This is a genomic window from Bradyrhizobium sp. USDA 3240 (assembly GCF_054063295.1).
In genome coordinates this window covers 50,702-71,653 of the sequence record NZ_JBSSGD010000004.1, presented here as the reverse complement: position 1 = coordinate 71,653, position 20,952 = coordinate 50,702, and the positions used below count along the sequence as shown (strand labels likewise).

Below are 20,952 nucleotides of genomic sequence, written 5' to 3'. Positions count from 1 at the left end.
CACCGCGTCCTAGATCATGTGACGCCGCTCTCGGTGTCCGCGGGAACGACGCGACTGGGGCCCGGGTTTCGATGGAGTGATCCTTGGATGTACGGGGCCCATCCGAGAAACACGCCAAACCAAGGCGCGCCCATCGTGCGGATTGAAATTTTCGTCCCAAACTCGTTCAGAATTTTACTTTACTTTGCGCAATAGCTGTTTTGCTTCTCGAAGCCAACGGCGCATCGCGGCTACCTCTGCGCTAAAACGACCATGCTTGTAATTACCATTTCGGGCGCCTTTAGGAGCTCCACTGCCGGCGGCTCCACCGTGCATCCGGCAACGTCGCCGGCCCCTCACGGGGGGTGACTTACACGGACTACCAGACCGGGTCCGCGCGCCGCAGGGGACCAGCTGTGTCATTGCAGGTGTGCCAGCGGCATGCATGGGGTTGTACGTCATTTTGCGTCAGTCCCCCCATCGGTTCCAACACGGGTGTTTACTACACCTATGACCCCCCTCCCGCCCGGGTGAATATCGACATGGTGAACATTGATGGTCTGCGTGTTTCCCCGGCGGTGACGGTCGAAGGCTTGCAGGAGATCGGTTTGAAGCCTGATAAGCCGATTGGCGTAGCCGCCATAGACCGCGATGTTTTCCTCTCCTAAATGCCGCTGGCTTAATTCCTGCAATCGTAGCGCCGAGAAGCCGGCGATGACCATTTGAGTCGCCATCAAAGCCTGAAACTCTGAGCCTGGCTTGAGGGAGGCAATCATCGCAATTGCCGCGTTTAACGTCGCTTCTGGAAGCACATCGAAGGGATTGGGCCGCAACCCTGAGATCAGCTTACCCATGAGGACTTCGACGACCTCGTCCGACGCCGTTTGCCCAAAGGCAGCACGCAATTCTGCCCGGTGCGCCTCGAGATCTGGGCCGTCTGCGCATACGACATCGTGGTTGGGCGAAGGCTTTCGGACGCGGGGTGGGCGCCCTGCGCGTTTGATGAAATCGGCTCCAACCATTGAAGATCGAACGGTGTCAGCATCCTGCAAGGCAACCGGCAGCCGCTCTGACATGGCCACTGCGCTCCTCGCCGCGTCGCCGCCCCTGATGCGTGATTTCATGGCAGAGCGTTCCCTCGACGGGAGAAAAACTCGCGCCGAATCTCTCGGTCCTGAGAGGGATCTTTGCGCAGCCGCAGTGCCAACAAATCGACTTCACTTTCCGGGATAGCCTGCAGACGCTCCCATCCTGCAGCAACGTCACCCTCACCTACACACCTTGCAAGCGCGGAATAATCGACTGACGTTGCCGGAGCAGAAGCTTGTTTACCCTTACTGGAGAGCGATCCTTTGCCCGTTGGCAGACTGAATGGCTCCGTAATAGAGTCTTGTAGTTGAGTATTAGGTAGAGTCGTGTGCAATCCTTTCACATCTTGATGCATCAGATTTCCCAACTTTGCGTCGCCTTTTGCGCAGCTTTCGTCCGGTTTTCCGCTTATAGCCTCCTTAAAGGTGTGAAGTTTTTTCACACCTTTCACTCGTCGGCTTGCTACGAATGATGCCAGCAGCTCCAGGCGATCCATCCGCAGAGTGTAGCGATCGGTGCGCCCACCACGGCCCATGCGGCCACCGCCATGAGTGATCATTAGGAAGCCAAACATGACCAACCGCTTGATCCCCGCAACTACAGTCCGTCGGCTAAGCCCGGTTTTATCCGCCAAAGTTTGATGACTAGGCCAAGCCCAATTATACCATTGATGACCAGGCTGCCGGTTGATGTACTCTTGCGCGATTGCCAGACCGATCTGCCTTTCAGCACCGGTCAGCAGCTTCGAGGCACGGACTACGTTCATCCAACGGCGACGGGCCGCCTGGAAGTCTTTGTCAGGTTGTGGGAGCCAGTCGACCGACAGTTCCAGTTTGGTTAAGTCAATCTTGACCTGTCGGAAGTCACGGTCGTTATCCAGCGAATTGCCCATTGGCTAAACACCAGTCGGGCTGGTTGCCCGTCGCCGGCGAACACGGGCCCGCGTGGCTTTATCTGTCCAGCCTTTGCGCTCCTTAGAAGCCTCAGCTTCTACCTGCCGCGCCACGTAGTCCCGAAGCGAGGCAACGACTATCTTACGCGATCGCCCGTCTGTGTAACTCTGGATTTCACCTGAGTTTAGCAGTTCATAAAGCCGGGTGTTGCCACACCCAATGGCTATCCGCGCGTTCTTAGTAGACGTTGAAATGATCTCGAATCCGATTTTCTCGACGACTCTTTTTGCGTTCATGACGTTCACCCACGTTCGATTCCAAACGCGGCTGTACAGCCCGAATAGCGGGCAGAATCGACTCTAAGAAAAATATATTTGCCCGCCCGCGCTGCCGAATTTGGATTGATCCAAGTTTGATCCGGACCAACTGGGCCTGCGCAGCAATGTCCGCTGTTCCGGAGCAACCGCGGGAGCTGGAAGGCGTGTTGTGGCCGTCAGGACTGCTTTTCGACCCAAAGCAGAAGTGCGCCCCAACTACGGATCGGATTTTGCGGTTCGCCTTAGATACTCGCGGCAGCTAACCCGAAACACGGACGAGCGCGCGAGGGTCGGCGAAACTCAGATCGTAGGTTGTACCGCCATTGCAACCTCTGCTATTCCCCCTAAGCATTGGAGTAGAAATATGGCGCAGAGCAAACGGCCGACAATTACACAGTCTTTCGAGTTTCTTAATCGGCAGCCTCGGCAAAGACGGCTTGTCGGTAAATGGAGCTTTGGCTGCTTCATCATTTCGCTAGCGGTGCTCGTTGCGATCTACTGGTTTCAACTGGGGTATGTCCCCGGGTTGATAGTCGCATTCATCTGCTTTTTGTCGCTCATGCACTTTTCTTACGCGAGCAATTCGAAGCTGAACCAACGAATGGCGCGGATGATTGATTACTGGTATCTCGGCGTAGCAGCAATTGGGCTATTCGTGTTTGTCCTCGCATACTCAGGACAACGAGACCTTCTATTCGATAGGGCAGTCGTTGCGGCATACCTCCTTAATGAAGGAGAGCAGCGGGCCGATATGGTGAAGATACTCGCGGCAATAAGCGAAACGATGTGCCGAGATAAAATATGACCTGCTCCCCTGAAACGCCCCCGGTTTTGAGTTAGGGTTCTGTTCTCCACCGAGGAGACAGACGATGCGTAAAGGCAGGTTCACGGAAGAGCAGATCATCAAGGTTTTGAAGGAACACGCTGCCGGAATGTCGGCGAGCGATCTGTGCCGCAAGCACGGCATCAGCGATGCGACCTTCTACAAGTGGCGGTCGCGCTATGGCGGGATGGAGATCTCCGACGCCCGCAAGCTGAAGGCCCTGGAAGAGGAGAACCGCAAGCTCAAGAAGCTGCTGGCGGAGTCGATGCTAGACGCATCGACACTGAAGGAGATGCTCGGAAAAAACTTCTGACGCCCAGCTTGCGGAGACGCGCTGTGACCTGGGCGATCGATGAGAAGGGCTACTCGCAGCGGCGGGCCTGCGGGCTGGTTGGCCTGCAACCGAAGACCTATCGCTATGCCCCGACGAGACCGGACGATGGTCCGTTGCGAGCCCGGCTGAAGGAATTGGCGTCGCAACGTCGCCGCTTCGGCTACCGTCGCCTGGGGCTGCTATTGGCTCGGCAAGGGGTCCGGATCAATCGGAAGAAGCTGTACCGGCTCTACAAGGAGGAGCGGCTGAGCGTGCGCAAGCGTGGTGGCCGCAAACGGGCACTGGGCACCCGGGCGCCGATGACGATCCCGCAGGATCAGAACCTGCGCTGGTCGCTCGACTTCGTGATGGACACGCTGGTCAGTGGCCGGCGCTTCCGTGTCCTGACCCTGGTCGACGACTTCACCCGGGAATGCCTGGGTCTGGTCGTCGACACCTCGCTCACCGCCCTGCGTGTGGTGCGTGAGCTTGGCCACATCATTGAAAGCCGGGGCTGCCCACGCATGATCGTGAGCGACAACGGCACCGAGTTCACTTCAAATGCGATCCTGGCCTGGCAGGAAGAACTCGGGATCGAGTGGCACTACATTGCGCCCGGCAAGCCGATGCAGAACGGCTTTGTCGAAAGCTTCAACGGCCGCCTGCGCGACGAGTGCCTGAACGAGCACCTGTTTGCCAATCTCAACGAGGCTCGCCGGATCATCGAAGAGTGGAGGATCGACTACAACACCAACCGACCGCACACGAGCCTCAACGGGCTCACACCGACCGAGTTTGCAACCCGCCCCAACAGGGGCCAAACCCAGAACAGACTCTCCTTATAAACGAGGGCAAATCGGGGAGCAGGTCAAATAGTGTCTAAGTCGCGGGTACCCTGTGAAAACTCTAAAGTATTCCACGAAAATGTTAAACCGGGCATGACCGGTCCGCAGATTGCAGAGGTTGCAGACAAATTCGTAAGAGTGGTCTGGCTTCCGTACGATCTCCTATTTGAAGACGAACAAAAGAAGAGGGAGACCGGCTTTCATCTACCTCTCGCCGCGGTCCAGCTTCGCTTTGATATGTGGCGCGACTACGTTTTGAGAACGCCGCCAATCAAAGAACCGGATGCGAATGAAAAGAAGGAGTTGCTTTTTGGCGTCGGTCAGATGTTAATCTGGCCGTTCCTGCTCGCTGCTGCATTGGCGCTCAGGCTTACAAAAGTGACTATCGACGTTTACGGTTGGGCTGATCGCTAAACTTTAGTTTGCGCGAACTGGGTCTGGTGGTCCATTGCCAAGGAACGACTTCAGCAGTCTTGCTGACGCATCACGAACGCTTCAGTGAAATCATGTCACCTGTTGGCACTTAGGGGACGTGGCGCGGTGTCCGACTTGTGTCCGTTGTGGACACCGAAGCAGACGATATTTATGATTCACGCTCGGGGCTAGCGACCTTGCTGGCGTCCGTCTTGCAGGAGCGCGCGGGCACGTTCGATCGGCGTCTTTAAGTGGAGGCCGATTACGCTCATAAGGTGCGTATGCCGGTACCATTCCAACTGATCGGGCACATCTCGATCGACCAAGGGGCCAGTCTTTCTTCGCGGTGTGTTCAGACGCACAGCTCGGCTGATAGTTGTTCTTGAGTAGTATTTACCGCCTCCCGTCCTGACCTTCATCTCCCGCAGGCAAGATTCTGCGAAAGACAGGAATTGCTTGCCCTTGCCCCACCCAGCGTGAACTCGAAAGAAAAGGTAAAACACTTCCGGAAGGTAGACCCCCGCCAACCAGTCAAAAGGGCTCCGCTCTTTAAAATGATCTTGATACTGCAGTGACTCGATGAAGTTGCGCTCCATGCCAGTAACCGGCACAGTTTCTGATCGTAACGACCCCACCCTCTTTAACTTGGGATCAAGTTCTTCGATCTGGGTCAGCAACGATGAATAGGGCGCGAAATCTTGGAAATATGAGCTTATGCATGGTGGAATATTCTTGTTATCGAGTAACTCGACAACATCTCCCAAAGCGGTCCTCAGATCGCCAATGTATTGCTCCAGCTCCTTCCGTTGATCACCGTTGTTGTAGTAGATCGCGTCGTTGTACCAAATGGCGCAGACCTCTAAGCATTTTTTAAAAGCAACCTTTGAGGTGGGCGTAAATCGTTCACCCACTGCTTCCAAAATGCGATTGACCCCACGCAGATTTATGGACGCTTGATTTCGTGCGCGCTTCTTGGCCGACGCTTTCGCGACCTTGACCTTCACCCTTTTGCCGGCGACCAAGGCCGGCACCTCAGCGTTTCGAGCGGAAGGCCGTGACAGTTGACTTTGGACGATTGCAATATCTCGCCCATTTCGACATCAGGACACGCCGCTTTTCAAATAAATCGCCTCGACGATAGGCAGCCTCGACCGCATTCCCAATCGCATGAGCTAATGACATTTCCGCTACAGCTCGCGGTGTATCCGTTTGTTCTTCGACCCAGTCGCGAAACGTACTGCGAAAACCGTGGGCTGTAATGTCGTCGCGACCCATGCGCCGCAGGAGCATCAAAAAAGCCATGTTAGAAAGCGCCGAGCGTCGATCGCCTGGGAAGACATGGGCGTCCTGCCGGACATTTCTGACATGCGCTAGGATTTCGACCGCAACGTCGCTTAAAGGAACACGATGCTCCTGCCCTCCCTTCATGCGCTCGGCGGGGATAGTCCAGACGCGGCCATTCAGATCGATCTCTTCCCATCTGGCTCCGATGACTTCGCCCGTCCGGGCTGCCGTAAGAATCGCAAATTCCAGCGCGCGAGCTGCCACGGCAGTACGACTTCTCAATGCAGTCAGAAACGCCGGGATCTCCACATAAGGCAATGCCGCATGGTGTTTAACCTTCCTGATCTTGCCGCGCGCAGGGAGCAAATGATCAAGATGTCCGCGCCAGCGGGCAGGGTTGTCACCCTCGCGATAGCCTCGCACCTTGGCCCAATCAAGGATTCGCTCGATGCGACCGCGTACTCTGCTGGCTGTCTCGGGCTTGGTTGCCCAAATAGGCTCAAGAACTTTCATCACCAAACCAACGTCGACGCCCTGAATCGGCAATCTACCGAACACCGGAGAGCAGTAGGTAGCGAGAGTGGCGGTCCATTGACTTGCGTGCTTGACATTGCGCCATCCTTGTCGATGCACGGCCACGTAGGCTTCAGCACACTCGTCGAAGGACATCGTTTTAGCTGCGGACAGACTGTTGGCCGCTCGCAACGCCTCCCGAGCATTAATGGGATCTTTGCCTGCGCGGCGTAACTCGCGAGCAGAAACGGCGCGCTCACGGGCTTCCGCGACTGACACATCGTGTAACGGACCAAGGCCCATCTGGCGTTCACGACCGCCTATCGCATATCTGAAAAGCCATGATTTTCGCGGCGTGCCATCAGCGCCTTGAGTGACCTGCAAATATAGACCACCACCGTCGCTGTACATGCCGGCTTGTTTGAGGGATTCGACCTTCTTGTACGAGAGACGGTTGATGGTCCGCACGTCTACCTCCGTCTCTACCCTCGCTCTACCCCCGAATTATAACAAAGGCAGGCGAACGTGTACAGATCAAGAATGCGACGGAAACGCCTATTCTAACTGGACTTATTGAACGTTGGCGAACGTGAGCGAAAACCTTGTTGGCGGAGAGGGAGGGATTCGAACCCCCGATAGCGTTCGGCCGCGCGCCTTTTGTCGAACCCGTTGTTTTAGTGGCGATGTTGAATGGCCGCCCGCAACAATCCTTCCTATCCACTGAGCCCGCCCAGTGTGCTGAATCATCCGACAAGCTTTGCCGGGCGTGCGCTTTGAATACGAGATTGCGATTTTCAGACGATACACAAACTGGACACCCAGTTTTCTCCGGTCACTAACTAGTGGTTCATCACAGTGATTTTGACGTTTTTATTCCGAGCCATTCGAGGATCGGCAAGCTTTCCGGCGGCACGAGAATTTCGATGCTCCTTGGGACGCCGGGTTGACGACGGATGCATCCGTTTCGTTCGAGAGTTACGATCATTTGGTGGACCGAAGGCGGGCTGACGCGGAAGTGGCGCTGGATGTCTTTCTCGGCGGGCGGCTGTCCGAACATGTTGGAATATGTGTAGATGAAAGCGAGGTAGTGCCCCTGCTTCTGGGTGAAGCGCGCGCCTGATTTTTGACTCATGGATCGATTCGTCCCGGCCTTCCGACAAGGAGGCAAAGGATGAATGTCCGTTATCGGGTCGAATTGAGCCAAGCCGAGCGAGACGAACTGACGGCGATGCTCGGCGGCGGCAAGTGCGCCGCCCGCAAGCTCAAGCGGGCGCAGATTTTGCTGGCGGCCGATGGAGGGCGCCGCGACGAGGAGATTGCCCGGACCGTAAGTGTCAGCCTCTCCACCGTCTATCGGACCAAGCGCCGCTTCGTGGAAGGCAATCTGGAGCGGGCCCTGAGCGAGGAGCCGCGTCCAGGGGCGGAACGCAAGCTGACGGGCAAGGAGGAGGCCCTGCTGGTGGCGACCGCATGCGCCAAGCCGCCGGCCGGCCGCAAACGCTGGACGCTGACGCTGCTGGCCAACGCGATGGTCAAGCTCACCGATCACGACAGCTTGTCGGGCGAGACCGTGCGCCGCCGGCTGGCGGAGAACGACCTCAAGCCATGGCGCAGGGACATGTGGTGCATTCCTCATGTCGATGGCGAATACGTCGCCCGCATGGAGGACGTGCTTGACCTCTACGCCGAGAGGCCGGATCCCGCCCGGCCGCTGGTCTGCTTCGACGAGACCCCGGTCCAGCTGATCGGCGAGGTGCACCAGCCGGTCTCCGCCAAGCCCGGACAGCGCGAGCGCTACGATTACGAGTACCGCCGCAATGGCACCGTCAATCTCTTCGTTACCTTCGATCCACATCGGGGGTGGCGCAACGTGAAGGCGACCGAGCGCCGCGCCGCCGTCGACTACGCCCATTGCATGCGTGAACTCGTCGACGTCCATTATCCCGAAGCCGCCTGCATCCGTGTCGTGCAGGACAATCTGTCGATCCATACCGCCGGTGCGCTGTATCAAGCATTTGCGCCCGCCGAAGCCCGGCGCATCCTGCGCCGCCTCGAATTCCACTACACCCCGAAACACGCCAGTTGGCTCAACATGGTTGAGTGCGAGATCAGCGTGCTGCAGCGCCAGTGTCTCGGCCGCCGCATCGACGACCCCAAAAAGCTCCGAAACGAGATCGCGGCATGGCAACGGCAGCGAAACAAGGCGCAAGACCGCATCAAGTGGATGTTCACAACCGACAAAGCCCGCGCCAAACTCCGCCGCGCCTATCCGGCCGTCGTCAAAGAGTCAAAATCACTGTGATGAACCACTAGTGGCTCTGCAAAGTGATTTTGACAGGTTGGGTCCGGCGGTCAGATTAGCTCCGGCAGGAGTTTCGGATCAATGAGGACCTCGATGCTGCGAGGCGTCCTTGGCTGCCGTCTGATGAGGCCGGCGCGTTCCAGCGTCAGCACCATCTGGTGAACCGAAGGCGGGCTGACGCGGAAATATTCCTGCATGTCGGTTTCGGCCGGGGGCCTGCGATGCAGCCGGGTATAGAGGTGGATAAAAGCCAGATACTGCCCCTGCGCGGGCGTGAAGGGTTTTGCCGAAGGACTCACGCCGGCCATCCGATTCAGTTGTTCGTGCGTGCCTCGAACGAGGAGGCAGGCCATGAATGTACGCTATCGGGTCGAACTCAGCCAAATCGAGCGCACCGAACTGAGGGCGCTGCTCAGCGGCGGCAAGCATGCGTCCCGGAAGCTCAAGCGCGCGCAGATTTTGCTGGCCGCCGATGCTGGGACCAGCGACGAGGAGATCGCAAGGAGCGTCGTCGTGAGCGGCTCGACCGTGTACCGGACCAAGCGACGCTTCGTGGAAGGCAATCTGGAGCGGGCGCTGAGCGAAGAGCCGCGTCCCGGGGCGGAATGCAAACTCACGGCAAGGAAGAAGCCTTGCTGGTGGCGACAGCCTGCGCCAGTCCCCCAAAGGGCCGTGCCCGCTGGACGCTAAAGCTGCTGGCGGCTGCGATGGTCAAGCTCACCGAACACAAGAGCCTGTCGCACGAGACGGTTCGGCGGCGCCTGGCCGAGAATGGCCTCAAGCCCTGGCGCAAAGACATGTGGTGCATTCCGCAGGTCGGCGGCGAATACGTCGCCCGCATGGAGGATGTGCTCGACCTCTATGCCGAGGTGCCCGACTCCAGACGGCCAGTGGTGTGCTTCGACGAAAGCCCGGTGCAACTCATCGGCGAGGTGCGTCAGCCCATTCCGGCCAAGCCCGGCCACCTCGAACGTTACGATTATGAGTATCGTCGCAATGGCACGGTCAATCTCTTCGTTCTCTTCGACGTGCATCGTCCCTGGCGCAAGGTCAAGGTCACCGAGCGGCGAGCGGCACGAGATTACGCCCAATGCATGCGTGATCTCGTCGACATCCATTATCCCGACGCCGAGATCATCCGGGTCGTCCAGGACCATTTATCGACCCACTCCGCCGGCGCCCTCTATCAGGCGTTCCCGCCCGCCGAAGCCAGGCGGATTTTGCGACGGCTCGAGTTCCACTACACCCCAAAGCACGCAAGTTGGCTCAACATGGTCGAGATCGAAATCGGCGTCCTGCGAGGCCAGTGCCTGGATCGCAGGATCGACGACTCCAAGCGACTGGGCCGCGAAATCACCGCCTGGGAACGACAACGAAATGCCGCCCGCTCCCGCATCAAATGGATGTTCACAACAGACAAGGCTCGCGCCAAAATGGCAGGCGCCTATCCCGCCTCTTCCAAAGAGTCATAATCACTGTGACGAGGTACTAGCTGCCTTCGTCTGGCGATGACCGGATGAGCTGCTCGGGGGATGTCCCGGGTTCTGTTGAATTTCTGAAGAGGTCGGCGTTGCCCACCTTGAGCCGGTAGGCTCGGGGTGCTGATTCCACAAAGGAGAGCAACGCCATGACGAGAGATATCACACCGGCTGGTTGGCCGGCGACCGGGGCGGTGGACGAAGCGTTTGCGGAAGTGCGGGCGAGCTTCGATCGGTTCTGCCTTGCGGCAGGGATCGAGGCGCTCGGCACGATGATGGAGGCGGATGTTGTGGCGGCCTGCGGGCCGCGCCACGATCGCGACGCGGCGCGGCCGGCGCACCGTTGGGGCCGAACGCGGGGACGGATCGGCTTCCACGGCGGCAAGATCGAGGTCGAGCGCCCGCGGGTCCGGGGCGTGGATGGCGGCGAGGTCACGATCCCGAGCTGGGAAACGGCGGCGCAGGAGGATTGGCTCGGTCGCTGGGCGATGAACCTGATGCTGATCAATGTGTCGACGCGCCGGTTCGGCCGCGCCGTCCGGCTGCCCGAAGGTGACGTGCCGGTACCGCCCGGATCGGGGTTTCGAAGTCGGCGGCCTCGCGGAGGTTCGTAGCGCTGTCGGCGGCGCGGCTGGCTGACTTCATGGCTGCCGATCTGTCCGCGCTCGACCTTCTGGTGATCCAAATCGACGGGCTGCATCTCGGCGACGATCTCGTGCTGGTCGCCGCGATCGGAGTTGACGGCGAAGGCAACAAACATCCGCTGGCGCTGGTGGAAGGGGCGACCGAGAATGCCGCCACGGTTCAAGCCCTGCTGGACAACCTGGTCTCGCGCGGGCTCGACCCGACGGTGCCAACACTGTTCATCGCCGACGGCGCGAAGGCGTTGTCGAAGGCGATCCGCCGCACCTTCGGTTCGGCCGCTGCGATCCAGCGCTGCCAGATCCACAAGGCGCGCAACATCATGGAACGCCTGCCGAAAGAGCATCATGCGGCCACCCGTCGGGTGCTGCGCCAGGCCTGGGAGCTCGATGACGCCGACAAGGCTGAAAAATTGATCCGCAATCTCGCGCGTCGACTCGACCAGCAATGGCCCGGTGTAGCGGCGAGCATCCTTGAAGGCCTCGACGAAATCCTGACTGTCGTCCGGTTGAAGTTGCCGAAGGAGCTTCGTCGATCGCTCGCCTGTACCAACATCGCCGAGAACATGATGGGCACCATTCGCCGCGTCACGCGCAACATCAAACGCTGGCGGGATGCCGGTATGGCCTTGCGATGGGTCGCGGCCGGCATGATCGAGGCCAACAAGGGCTTCCGACCGCGACGGCGCGCCCGGCACAATTGCGAGCGCCAGGCCGCTCTGCCGAAATGATCATCGACACCTCGGCCATGGTGGCGATCCTCTACCGCGAACCTGAAGCGGAAGCCTTCGCCCGTCTCATTCACGATGCCGACGCCTGCCGCATCAGCGTGGCGAACTATGTCGGGCTGTCGATGGTGATCGAGAACCAGCTCGGCCCGGAAGGAATGCGGCAGGCCGAGGCCTTCTTCCGCCGAGCCGGCATCACGGTCGAGCCGGTGACGGTCGAGCACGGCGAACTTGCCCGACAGGCCTTCCTCGATTTCGGGAAAGGGCGGCACAGAGCCGGCCTGAACTATGACGATTACTTTTCCTACGCTCTGGCGAAGGCCACCGGCGAGCCGCTCTTGTTCAAGGGCAATGATTTCAGCCTGACAGACATCGCGGCAGCATAGTCTCCGCTGGATACGCAGAGTCCTACTGCATTCACGGAGCGCGCCCGCCGATGCCGGACAGATCAATACGGATGCCCGATTTGTGGGGATCGCCGGGCGCCGGCTCCTGCGGTGACGGTGATGGTGATGGTGCCGCCGCAGCCGGCTGAGACGCCTCCTCCCGCTTCGGCTCCGGCGGCTTCGGTCCGCCAGGATCGGGAGCGGTAAACACCGCCGTCCCCTCAAATTGCCCGCGCGTCCAGGCCTCGACCGCGTCGTCGAACATCTGTGACATGACGCTATCGTCGGTCGGATTGCCATACCATTTCCAGACGATTCGCCAGACCTTGCCGAAGAGGGCCGTGCCCGCGCGGATGTTCTTGCAAGCGTCGAACAGATCCGGCGACATCTCCGATGGATCCTTCACGCCGAGACCGGCCGGATACTGCGTGATGCCGACGCGCACGACGGCTCGACCGATATGGCTGCGGGCGAGTTCGAGCGCCTCCTCCGGGGTTTTGACCGGCGGCAGCAGGATGATGCGATCGCCGCTGCGTACCAACACGGCAAGCGGATCGGGCGCTCCCGCGGCATGCAAGAATTTCTCGACGATGGCGGGTTTCAGGGTGGGATCGGCACATTTCTGGATGAGACCGGCATCAACGGCCATGGGCGAATTCCTGTTCAGAGGTTGAAGACGGTGACCGCGGGGAAGACCGAACAGCCGGGCCCAAGCATCGGCCAGGGCAATGGCGGCCACCGGCCAAGCCTTCGTCGTCATGACGAGCAGGCCAGTTGCGGTCGGCGCAAGCCCCCACCATCCCCATCCGGGAAACAACACGCCGGCCGCCCTGATCGGATGCGCCCATCCGACGATGCCGAAGGGCGGAACCGCCATCAGCACGGCCGCGATCAGATAGCAGAACGCCTTTTGGCTTCCCGGCCGGGGACTCCATAGGACGGCATGGACCGCGACGAAGCAGACGGACGCGGCGCCCCACAGCAAAATGCCGGCCCAGACCGACGCGCCGAAGAAGGCGCAACGCCCTGGCGCAAGCCACGCGAAGCCGCCAGGAAATATCCCATCGCCACCGACGCGGCACGATCCTGCGACCACGCCCAGAGCGCTGGAAACAGCATCGCGAGCGGCAATGCGAGGACATCCCCGCTCCAACCGATCCAGCCGACGAGGACCGCCGCGACGGCGAGAAGGAGCGCGCGCCGGCGATCAGGGATCGAAAGTGAGGACTGGCCGCGCCAGACCGAGGAGACCGGCCTCCGGAACCGGCCCAAAATACCTCGAGTCATAGGAACCTGCGAAAGTGGAGTGAAGGAAGAAATTGCCGGGCGGAACGACGCCCCCAGCCCAAGGCGGAAGCGGTCGTCCCTGACCGTCGACGGGGCTGAGGCGCAATCGGGGCAGAAGCACGCCGTCGATCATGACCACGGCGCCGATGTCGATGCGCGCACCCGAGAGCGCACCGACAGTCTTGATGAGCGGCGCGGCGCCGCCGGAGCATGGCCCCCGCCGAAAGTATCCGCGCTCGAGGCCGAAGACGGAAACCGGCCCAGGCGGCGGACAGACGAACACGAGATCGCCGGCGACGACTTGCCGATCGATCGGCACGATCCGCCACAGCCCGAGCGGCTCGCTTGGCGTCAGGTTGAGGCGCAAGCCGCCGAGCCAGGCGATGCCGGCGATCGCAATCATCGCCACGCCGCCGGCCGCCATGATCGCGGATGCTCGCCGACGCTGAACACAGCCTTTCCTTCTGGTCGCGGCATCCGACCCTGACGGCTCCGATCGCCGCTCGGCGGTCGAGGTCATCACAGCGACAACCCCGGACGCCGCGCCTGCCGAAGGATGTCGGCTTCTTTCTGCGCCTCCGCGGTTCGCTGCTGAGCCGCGAGCTGCTGCGCGGTTCTCAGATCGGGCCAGGCGGCTTTGAGCTCCTCCTTCTGCGCGGCGTTCGTCCCGCCGGAAATCGCCTCGAAAACCTTGCCGTCGGCATCCTTGGCCGAGAGGCCGACGAAGGCGCGCTCGCCGAACCGCTCGGACACGGCACGCGCAAAACCTTCCAGCTCCGCCTCGATCATCTTGTCCTCGAGCGCGAACTCCAGGGCAGAGGGCAGGTCGTTCCGATCGATGGCGTCGCGGATGCGCTCGAGTGTCTGCTTCGCCGACGGCGACAGCGCCGGAATGTCGACAGCGACCTTCAGCCGGGCGGCGCGCTCCTCCGCCTCGTAGCGATGTTCCGCCTCCGAGCGCAGCCGCAAGAACCGCTCAAGATCACGGGCGAGCGCCGGCACGTTGAGGTCCGCCCGCTGCCTGTCCTGCTTGTCGGCACGGCTGGCCAGAAGGCCGGTTTTGCCCTTCAGCGCACCGAAGCTGTCGGGCTTCTCCGCGAGTTTCGACAGGGTGGATTGCGCAGTCGCCTTGTCCTTCAGCATGCTGTCGATATCGACCTTGCGGAACGAGGCTTCGGGATCGGCGAAGACGAAGCGGAAGCGGGTCGAGATCTCCTCCCATTGCTTCTTCAAGGCGGGATCGGCGGCGAGCTTGTCCTCGACAACCTGGTCGATCGATTTGGCGAATGTGGTGATGCCGGCGACCATCGGCTTTGCCTCCTTTGTGCCGTTGGGAATCGTCTGTTTCCGAGCTGCGCCGAGGCCAAGCCGGGCGCCGAGCGCGAGGAGCCGCGCTCCGAGATCGGCGAGCCTCGAGCTCTGCCGGACGGTCCAACGAACCTTGTCGGCGACGAGGGTGCGGGCGACACGCATGAGATGGAGACCGCGCGCTTCGGCAAAGCGCAGCGCGGCGCGATAGGAAGGGCCGCGCTCATAGTCGAGGGTGGTTTCTTTCGCCCGGCTCTGCGACAGGATCTTGGTGAGCCCGCCGGCCTTTCCGAAGGAAATCGCCCCGTAATAGAGAGCGACATTCTCGCGATGGCGGGTCAGCGCGACATAGGCAAGATGCCGGTCGAGCGAGAGCGTGGCGAGCACCTTCACCCGGTCGACGGTCGCGCCCTGGCTCTTGTGGATCGTGGTGGCATAACCATGGTCGACGTTCGCATAGAAGCGCTGGTCGACCTCGACGCGGCGCTGGCGTTCGCCCTCGCCGATTATCGCCGCGAACCAGCCCGACCGCGCCTCGATGACACGCGCGATCATGCCGTTCTTGACGCCGAGCGACCCCTCGTTCTTCAGGAAGACGATCTGGTCGCCGGCCGAGAACTTGCGCTGGCCGTCCTCAGTGCAGAACGCCTGACCATCCTCGACGAGGCCGCGCTCGATCAGCTTCGCCCGCGCCATGTTGTTGAGGGCGCGGACATCGCGCCGGAGATGGGCGAGGATCAGGATGGATTTCGCCGGATCGTAGTCGCGGTTCCAGTCCTCGATCAGCGCCGTGACGGCTTGCGCCTTGAACTTGCGCGCTTCCAGCTTGCCGTTCGCGCCATAGGCCTGCAGCGCCTCGGCAACGCGGCCCCGCGCGAGATCGAGCGAGGCATCGCGCATCCATTGCGCGCGCTGGCGATAGATGGTTTTGAGTTCGGCATAGCCGGTGCGCGCCACGATGGCGCGGAACGCAGCACCGGCCTCGATCGGTTGAAGCTGATCGGGGTCGCCGACGAGCACCAGTTTAGCGCCGGTCTTCACAACCGCTTCGACGAACAGCGCCATCTGCCGCGACGACACCATGCCGGCCTCGTCGAGGACAAAGATGGTCTTGTCGTCGAGTTGCTCGCGCCCGTTCGACCAGGCAAGCTCCCACGAGGCCAGCGTGCGCGAGGCGATGCCTGCTTCCTTCTCCAATCCCTCGGACGCCTTGCCGGCAAGCGCGCCGCCGACCACACGATAGCCGGCCGCTTCCCACACTTCGCGCGCCGCCTTCATCATGGTGGTCTTGCCGGCGCCGGCGCGCCCGACCACAGCCGCGATCCGCCCCTCACCGGCGACATGCGCGATCGCGACGCGCTGCTCTTCCGACAGACGGTCATGACGCTCGAAGGCCGCCGCCAGCACTTTCTCCCGGACGCCATGCGAGGATCGGCCGGCAAGCCAGACGGCGCGATGCGCCATCTCGGCTTCGAGCCTGATGAGCTCGCGCGTCGTGTATTTGGCGGGCTCGCGGATTCCGGTCTCAAGCGCGATGCGCTCGCCCTCCAGCCGCAGCACATCCGGGTTCTGGAGGATACGCGCCATCAGATGCTGGAAAGTTCCGGCATCGTCGACATAGCGGTGCACCACCCTGGCGATGTCACGCTCGGTGAAGACGCTCAGCTCGCGCGTGACGAGATCGAGCACGATCTCAGGACGCCGCAGCATCCGCTCACGGTTGTCGGCCTTTCGTTCTTCGTGGAGCGCGATACGCTCGAGCTTCGGGGACCAGCCCGCCTTCTTTCCTTTCCGGTCGATCGCCTTGGTCGACACGCCGATATGCGTCGTCGGGGCAAGATCGATGCCGCGCTCGGCATAGGAGCGGCCATCGACGCGGATCTCGAGGCCGGCGAGCGCCAGATGCTTGTTCTGAAGGTCGAGCCAGCCTTCGCGTTGCTCGAGGAACTCGGCCTTCTCTCCCGACCAAAGCCGGTAAACGATCTTGCCGAAATCGTTGCGCAGGGGTGCGCCATCATCACCGATGACCGGCACCTTCTTCGGCCCAAATCCGTTGTCGCCGAGAGGGCGAAGAGTGGTCATCAGATGGATGTGCGGATTGCCGGGCTCGTCATGGAAAACCCAGTCGGCGACCTGTCCGCGCGCGAGGACCTGGGTTGCGACGAACTCCCGCACCAGGGCGATGTTCTGGTCGACGGTGAGTTCGACCGGCAGGGCGATGATGAATTCCTTCGCGAGCTGCGCATCGGAGCGTTTCTCGAAAGCCTCGATTGCGTTCCAGAACGCCTCGGCGGCGCCGGCGACCGAGCGGTCGGCGATCAGCTCACGCGCCCATTGTGGGCCATCCGGCGGCAACAGGAATTCCTCATGCCGCAGGCCCCGCTTGGTGGAATAGTCGACGGTCCGCCCCTCCGCCTGATGCTCCATGCGCGCGCAGTGCCGGTACGCTGCCGACAGCACGGCGCTGCGGCCGGAACCGCGCGAAATGAGCTGGGGCGTGAAATGCGTGATGGCCAAGGCGGCGCGATCTCCCGGACGAGGGCGGAACACAGATGCTCGTCGGGGGCGGCGGCAGGGCCACGCCAGGGTGGGACACCCCGGCAGGCGGGAAAACAGGACGTCGCGGATGCGACGTATTACTGCGCCCTTGGACCGCTCTCATCGAGCGGCCGGGATGATCTCAAGCGGCGTCGGCTTTGCCGACTAGCTTTTTTATTAGTCGCTCGGGCCAGCGACTTCCGAAATCCTCCGCGCAGTCCCGCAACACTGCCCAGCACGGAGGCTCAACCGAAAATGAAGAAACCGTCGTCGAAGATCCGCGAAGAAATCACTCGCCTCCAGGAACAGTTGAAGGCCGCAGAGACACGCGAGGCCGAGCGGATCGGGCGCATCGCGCTCAGGGCCGGACTCGGTGAGATCGAGATCGAGGAAGGCGAGCTTCTGGCCACGTTCGAGGATCTCGCCGGCCGGTTTCGCGGGAAGGCAGGGAAGGCGACCGGAAGGAAGGGAGCCGAGGCCGGAGGCGATCCGAGCGCTCCTGCCGCGAAGGTCGCGTCTGGCGCGCATGCGAATAGCGCTGGCGAGGTATGAGCGCATGCGCCAGGCGTCATCCTCCGAGGCCCGCAAGAAGGACACGCGCGAGAAGATCGAGCTCGGTGGCCTGATCGCAAAGGCGGGGCTGCGCTACGAGAAGCGCGCGGTCCTGCTCGGCGCGCTGATCGAACTCGGTCGCCGGCTGAGAACCGACGAAGCCGAGCGAGCACGGCTTGCCGCGATCGGGGCGGAGGCGTTCGGCCGTGACGGCGAATAGGCTCCTTCTGCTGATCGTGCCGATGGCCCTGATGCTCGGCGCGATCTTCGGGTTGACCGGAATCGGGCATGGGCTTGCCGGCCTCGGCAAGACGGAGGCGCAGCGTCTCCTGTTCGCCCGCGCCGGGCTGGCGATGCCCTATATCGCGGCAGCAGGGATCGGCGTCATCTTCCTGTTCGCCACCGCCGGCTCCGCGAGTATCCGCGCGGCGGCGTGGAGCGTCGTCGCAGGATGCGTATCGGCGATTTCCATCGCCCTCGCGCGCGAAGCGATGCGCCTGTCCGGGGCTCCCGAGACCATCGTCCCTGGCCGATCAGCGGTGGCCCAGATCGACCCGGCGACCATGGTCGCAGCCAGCGTTGTGCTGATGGGCGGCATCTTCGCGCTCCGCGTCGCCGTGAAGGGCAATGCCGCCTTTGCGGCGCCAGACCCGAGGCGCGTTCGCGGCCGTCGCGCGCTGCACGGCGACGCGGACTGGATGTCGATGCCAGAAGCCGCACGGCTCTTCGGCAACGCTGGCGGCATCGTCGTCGGCGAGCGTTACCGCGTCGATAGGGACAGCGCGGCAGCTCAGCCGTTTCGCACCACGGATCGCCAGAGCTGGGGGTTCGGCGGCCGCCCGCCGCTGCTCTGTTTTGACGCCTCTTTCGGCTCGTCGCACGGCATTGTCTTCGCCGGTTCCGGCGGCTTCAAGACGACGTCGGTGACGGTTCCGACCGCACTCAAATGGGGCGGCGCGCTCGTGGTCCTCGACCCGTCCAACGAAGTCGCGCCAATGGTGATCGCCCATCGGCGCGCGGCGGGGCGCACCGTGCATGTGCTCGATCCACATGCGGGACAGCGAACCGCGCAAGGTCGTCCGCCAGAAGCAGCCCAGGAAGCAACGAACCTGCCGCGAACCGGCTTCAATGCTCTCGACTGGATCGGTCGTTTCGGCGGCACGAAGGAGGAAGACATCGCCGCCGTCGCCTCATGGATCATGAGCGACAGCGGCGGCGCCCGCGGTGTGCGCGACGATTTCTTCCGCGCCTCGGCGCTGCAGCTTCTGACCGCGCTGATCGCCGATGTCTGCCTGTCAGGGCATACGGAAGACAAGAACCAGACGCTTCGCCAGGTCCGCGCCAATCTGTCCGAACCGGAGCCCAAGCTGCGCGCTCGTCTGCAGGCGATCTACGACAATTCGGAATCGGGCTTCGTGAAGGAGAACGTTGCCGTCTTTGTCAACATGACGCCGGAGACGTTCAGCGGCGTCTACGCCAACGCCGTCAAGGAAACCCACTGGCTTTCCTATCCGAACTATGCCGCGCTCGTGTCCGGCTCGACCTTCGTCAGCGACGATCTCGCCGGCGGCCAGACCGACGTGTTCATCAATCTCGACCTGAAGACGCTGGAGACCCATGCCGGACTCGCCCGCGTCATCATCGGCTCCTTCATGAACGCGATCTACAACCGCAACGGCGCGGTGACGGGACGGGCTTTGTTCCTGCTCGACGAGGTGGCACGCCTCGGCTTCATGCGCATCCTGGAGACCGCCCGCGACGCCGGCCGCAAATACGGCATCACGCTCCTCCTGTTGTTCCAGTCGATCGGTCAGATGCGCGAAACCTATGGCGGCCGCGACGCGGCAAGCAAATGGTTCGAGAGCGCGAGCTGGATCGCCTTCGCGGCTGTGAACGACCCGGAAACCGCCGACTACATCTCAAAGCGCTGCGGCATGACCACGGTCGAGATCGACCAGGTCAGCCGCTCCTCGCAGGCGTCCGGTTCGTCGCGGACGCGCTCGAAGCAGCTGGCCTCGCGGCCGCTGATCCAGCCGCACGAAGTGCTGCGCATGCGCGCCGACGAGCAGATCGTGTTCACCGCCGGCAACGCACCATTGCGGTGCGGCCGCGCCATCTGGTTCCGGCGCGACGATATGAAGGCTTGCGTCGGTCACAACCGATTCCAACCGGAAGAAAACGCATGACGGCGCTGCGCTTTCTTGTTGTGGGAGCCAATGGCGATCATTGCGATCCTGGCGATCGCCATCGGTGTCCCCTCGCGGCATTCGCCGGATATGCCGGAGCGATACGAGACCACCACTTTGGTCATCCCGCCGCCTCTGCGGAGCGATACGCTGAGGGCCCGTTTCACGCTTTGCGATGGGCCGATCCGCGTGAACTGCGTCGTCGACGGTGACACATTCTGGTTCAGGGGTGATAAGATCAGGATCGCCGATATCGGCGCCCCGGAAATCTTCACGCCGCATTGCCGCGACGAGAGGCAGGCTGGCGAAATCGCCCGCGATCGGTTGCTGGTCCTACTAAACGCCGGCAGCTTCACGCTAGTCTCGGGCTGGCGCGACACTGACCGGTACGGGCGCAAGCTGCGCACGGTCACGCGCGCGGATCGTTCGCTTGGCGCGACGCTCGTCGAGGAAGGTCTCGCCCGGCGCTGGAACGAGCCGCGACGCGATTGGTGCGCCCTCGATTGATCGCGGCAGCCCGCCGCACACGCTACGATCATCGGTTTTCTCGACCGTGCCACCTACCGCGGGAGGATCGTCACCGGAGGACGAAACCGCATCGCGGGTTCGGTGCGCTTGGCGCATAGAGCCGTCCGCTCGCCAGAGCTGCCCGCCCCCAAAAGCCACCCTTCGCAAAAATGAATCAATATGCCCCTGATCGATTCAAAAAACTCATTGGACGCGGATTCTCCGATGCGGGATTCTGTCGTCATGATCGCGCAGCCCTACCAGCTCTATATCGAACGCACCGACGCCTCGAAGAACATGGCCCGGTTCTACGCCATGGCCATCGAACCGACGCTCTTCGGCGACATCTGCCTGACACGCCGCTGGGGACGGATCGGCGCACAAGGTCAGATGATGAAGCACAGCTTCGCGCGCGAGGACGAAGCGGTCAGGCTGTTCCTCGACCTGCTGCGCCAGAAGCGCAATCGCGGATATCATCCGAAAGGAAAGAAGGCGGCGACGTAACCAGATCGCTGTCTGCGCAGACGCGGTAGGCTCCCACCGGTTGGGTGGCGGCACCCACGGAACAG

The 20,952-nt window shown here is 61.9% G+C and carries 21 protein-coding genes and 1 pseudogene; 12 read left to right on the top strand and 10 right to left on the bottom strand.

The window, feature by feature from the left end:
- Positions 1-174: 174 nt before the first annotated feature.
- From ACVIGA_RS44120 to ACVIGA_RS44110, 3 genes are read right to left on the bottom strand one after another with little or no spacing between them, the layout of a single operon-like run.
- Positions 175-402, bottom strand: a complete 228-nt coding sequence (locus tag ACVIGA_RS44120; protein WP_456671137.1) for an HGGxSTG domain-containing protein — start codon at positions 400-402, stop codon at positions 175-177.
- A 35-nt stretch (positions 403-437) separates the two neighbouring features.
- A complete protein-coding gene (locus tag ACVIGA_RS44115) occupies positions 438-1,103 on the bottom strand; it encodes a hypothetical protein (protein ID WP_456671122.1) in 666 nt (221 codons plus the stop codon).
- Positions 1,100-1,960: a helix-turn-helix domain-containing protein gene (locus tag ACVIGA_RS44110; RefSeq protein ID WP_456671121.1), complete on the bottom strand. Its 861-nt coding sequence runs from the start codon at positions 1,958-1,960 to the stop codon at positions 1,100-1,102. Before ACVIGA_RS44110 ends, ACVIGA_RS44115 begins: the two co-directional genes overlap by 4 nt.
- Before the next feature lie 682 nt (positions 1,961-2,642).
- Here ACVIGA_RS44110 and ACVIGA_RS44105 point away from each other — a divergent pair.
- The 3 genes from ACVIGA_RS44105 (at position 2,643) to ACVIGA_RS44095 (ending at position 4,673) form a co-directional block, all read left to right on the top strand.
- On the top strand, positions 2,643-3,083 hold the full coding sequence (locus ACVIGA_RS44105) for a hypothetical protein (RefSeq protein WP_456671120.1): 441 nt from the start codon (positions 2,643-2,645) through the stop codon (positions 3,081-3,083).
- A 64-nt stretch (positions 3,084-3,147) separates the two neighbouring features.
- Positions 3,148-4,259, top strand: a protein-coding gene (locus tag ACVIGA_RS44100) for an IS3 family transposase (protein WP_173640965.1) whose coding sequence is annotated in 2 segments (ribosomal slippage) — positions 3,148-3,403 and positions 3,403-4,259 — 1,113 coding nt in all. Because the reading frame shifts where the segments join, the coding sequence is not laid out codon by codon here.
- A 93-nt stretch (positions 4,260-4,352) separates the two neighbouring features.
- Complete coding sequence (locus ACVIGA_RS44095) at positions 4,353-4,673, top strand: hypothetical protein (protein WP_456671119.1); 321 nt, start codon at positions 4,353-4,355, stop codon at positions 4,671-4,673.
- A gap of 188 nt (positions 4,674-4,861) precedes the next feature.
- Here the strand turns inward: ACVIGA_RS44095 and ACVIGA_RS44090 are convergent, their stop codons facing one another.
- The 3 genes from ACVIGA_RS44090 to ACVIGA_RS44080 form a co-directional block, all read right to left on the bottom strand.
- Positions 4,862-5,695: a hypothetical protein gene (locus tag ACVIGA_RS44090; protein WP_456671118.1), complete on the bottom strand. Its 834-nt coding sequence runs from the start codon at positions 5,693-5,695 to the stop codon at positions 4,862-4,864.
- Between the two features lie 10 nt (positions 5,696-5,705).
- Positions 5,706-6,938 (bottom strand): tyrosine-type recombinase/integrase, encoded by a 1,233-nt coding sequence (locus ACVIGA_RS44085; RefSeq protein WP_456671117.1) that lies wholly within the window; start codon positions 6,936-6,938, stop codon positions 5,706-5,708.
- A gap of 382 nt (positions 6,939-7,320) precedes the next feature.
- Positions 7,321-7,602, bottom strand: coding sequence for a LexA family protein (locus tag ACVIGA_RS44080; RefSeq protein ID WP_166106965.1), 282 nt, complete (start codon positions 7,600-7,602; stop codon positions 7,321-7,323).
- A 39-nt stretch (positions 7,603-7,641) separates the two neighbouring features.
- Here ACVIGA_RS44080 and ACVIGA_RS44075 point away from each other — a divergent pair, with 39 nt between their 5' ends.
- On the top strand, positions 7,642-8,772 hold the full coding sequence (locus ACVIGA_RS44075; protein ID WP_208067716.1) for an IS630 family transposase: 1,131 nt from the start codon (positions 7,642-7,644) through the stop codon (positions 8,770-8,772).
- A 50-nt stretch (positions 8,773-8,822) separates the two neighbouring features.
- On the opposite strand, the gene ACVIGA_RS44070 is transcribed toward ACVIGA_RS44075, so the two are convergent.
- A complete protein-coding gene (locus tag ACVIGA_RS44070; protein WP_456671116.1) occupies positions 8,823-9,125 on the bottom strand; it encodes a LexA family protein in 303 nt (100 codons plus the stop codon).
- On the opposite strand from ACVIGA_RS44070, the gene ACVIGA_RS44065 reads away from it, so the two are divergent.
- The 3 genes and pseudogenes from ACVIGA_RS44065 to ACVIGA_RS44055 all read left to right on the top strand — a co-directional run bounded on the left by ACVIGA_RS44065 (position 9,124) and on the right by ACVIGA_RS44055 (position 12,005).
- Positions 9,124-10,244 (top strand): IS630 family transposase gene (locus tag ACVIGA_RS44065; protein WP_224581114.1). Its coding sequence is split into 2 segments (ribosomal slippage): positions 9,124-9,388 and positions 9,388-10,244, totalling 1,122 coding nucleotides; the frame shifts between segments, so codons are not numbered across the junction. The two genes, ACVIGA_RS44070 and ACVIGA_RS44065, sit on opposite strands and share 2 nt — an antisense overlap.
- 155 nt (positions 10,245-10,399) lie before the next feature.
- A pseudogene (locus ACVIGA_RS44060) lies at positions 10,400-11,622 on the top strand (IS256 family transposase).
- Positions 11,619-12,005 carry a type II toxin-antitoxin system VapC family toxin gene (locus ACVIGA_RS44055; RefSeq protein WP_456671115.1) on the top strand — a complete coding sequence of 129 codons (387 nt, stop codon included), beginning with the start codon at positions 11,619-11,621 and terminating at the stop codon, positions 12,003-12,005. The pseudogene ACVIGA_RS44060 and the gene ACVIGA_RS44055 overlap by 4 nt, the downstream one beginning before the upstream one ends.
- A gap of 31 nt (positions 12,006-12,036) precedes the next feature.
- Here ACVIGA_RS44055 and ACVIGA_RS44050 read toward each other — a convergent pair whose 3' ends face one another.
- The 3 genes from ACVIGA_RS44050 to traA form a co-directional block, all read right to left on the bottom strand.
- Complete coding sequence (locus tag ACVIGA_RS44050) at positions 12,037-13,101, bottom strand: TraH family protein (RefSeq protein ID WP_456671114.1); 1,065 nt, start codon at positions 13,099-13,101, stop codon at positions 12,037-12,039.
- Positions 13,102-13,212: 111 nt separating this feature from the next.
- Positions 13,213-13,716, bottom strand: coding sequence for a conjugative transfer signal peptidase TraF (traF, locus tag ACVIGA_RS44045; protein WP_234633915.1), 504 nt, complete (start codon positions 13,714-13,716; stop codon positions 13,213-13,215).
- Positions 13,717-13,811: 95 nt separating this feature from the next.
- A complete protein-coding gene (traA, locus tag ACVIGA_RS44040) occupies positions 13,812-17,117 on the bottom strand; it encodes a Ti-type conjugative transfer relaxase TraA (protein ID WP_248594487.1) in 3,306 nt (1,101 codons plus the stop codon).
- 276 nt (positions 17,118-17,393) lie between these two features.
- On the opposite strand from traA, the gene traC reads away from it, so the two are divergent.
- From traC to ACVIGA_RS44015, 5 genes are all read left to right on the top strand, one after another.
- The gene (traC, locus tag ACVIGA_RS44035) at positions 17,394-17,690 is read left to right on the top strand and encodes a conjugal transfer protein TraC (RefSeq protein ID WP_456671113.1); all 297 of its coding nucleotides are present in this window, start codon (positions 17,394-17,396) and stop codon (positions 17,688-17,690) included.
- Between the two features lie 4 nt (positions 17,691-17,694).
- A complete protein-coding gene (gene traD / locus ACVIGA_RS44030) occupies positions 17,695-17,910 on the top strand; it encodes a type IV conjugative transfer system coupling protein TraD (protein WP_035681106.1) in 216 nt (71 codons plus the stop codon).
- The gene (traG, locus tag ACVIGA_RS44025) at positions 17,897-19,876 is read left to right on the top strand and encodes a Ti-type conjugative transfer system protein TraG (RefSeq protein WP_456671112.1); all 1,980 of its coding nucleotides are present in this window, start codon (positions 17,897-17,899) and stop codon (positions 19,874-19,876) included. Before traD ends, traG begins: the two co-directional genes overlap by 14 nt.
- Before the next feature lie 30 nt (positions 19,877-19,906).
- On the top strand, positions 19,907-20,383 hold the full coding sequence (locus ACVIGA_RS44020) for a thermonuclease family protein (protein WP_166107073.1): 477 nt from the start codon (positions 19,907-19,909) through the stop codon (positions 20,381-20,383).
- A gap of 243 nt (positions 20,384-20,626) precedes the next feature.
- Complete coding sequence (locus tag ACVIGA_RS44015; RefSeq protein ID WP_029084652.1) at positions 20,627-20,887, top strand: WGR domain-containing protein; 261 nt, start codon at positions 20,627-20,629, stop codon at positions 20,885-20,887.
- Positions 20,888-20,952: the final 65 nt, after the last annotated feature.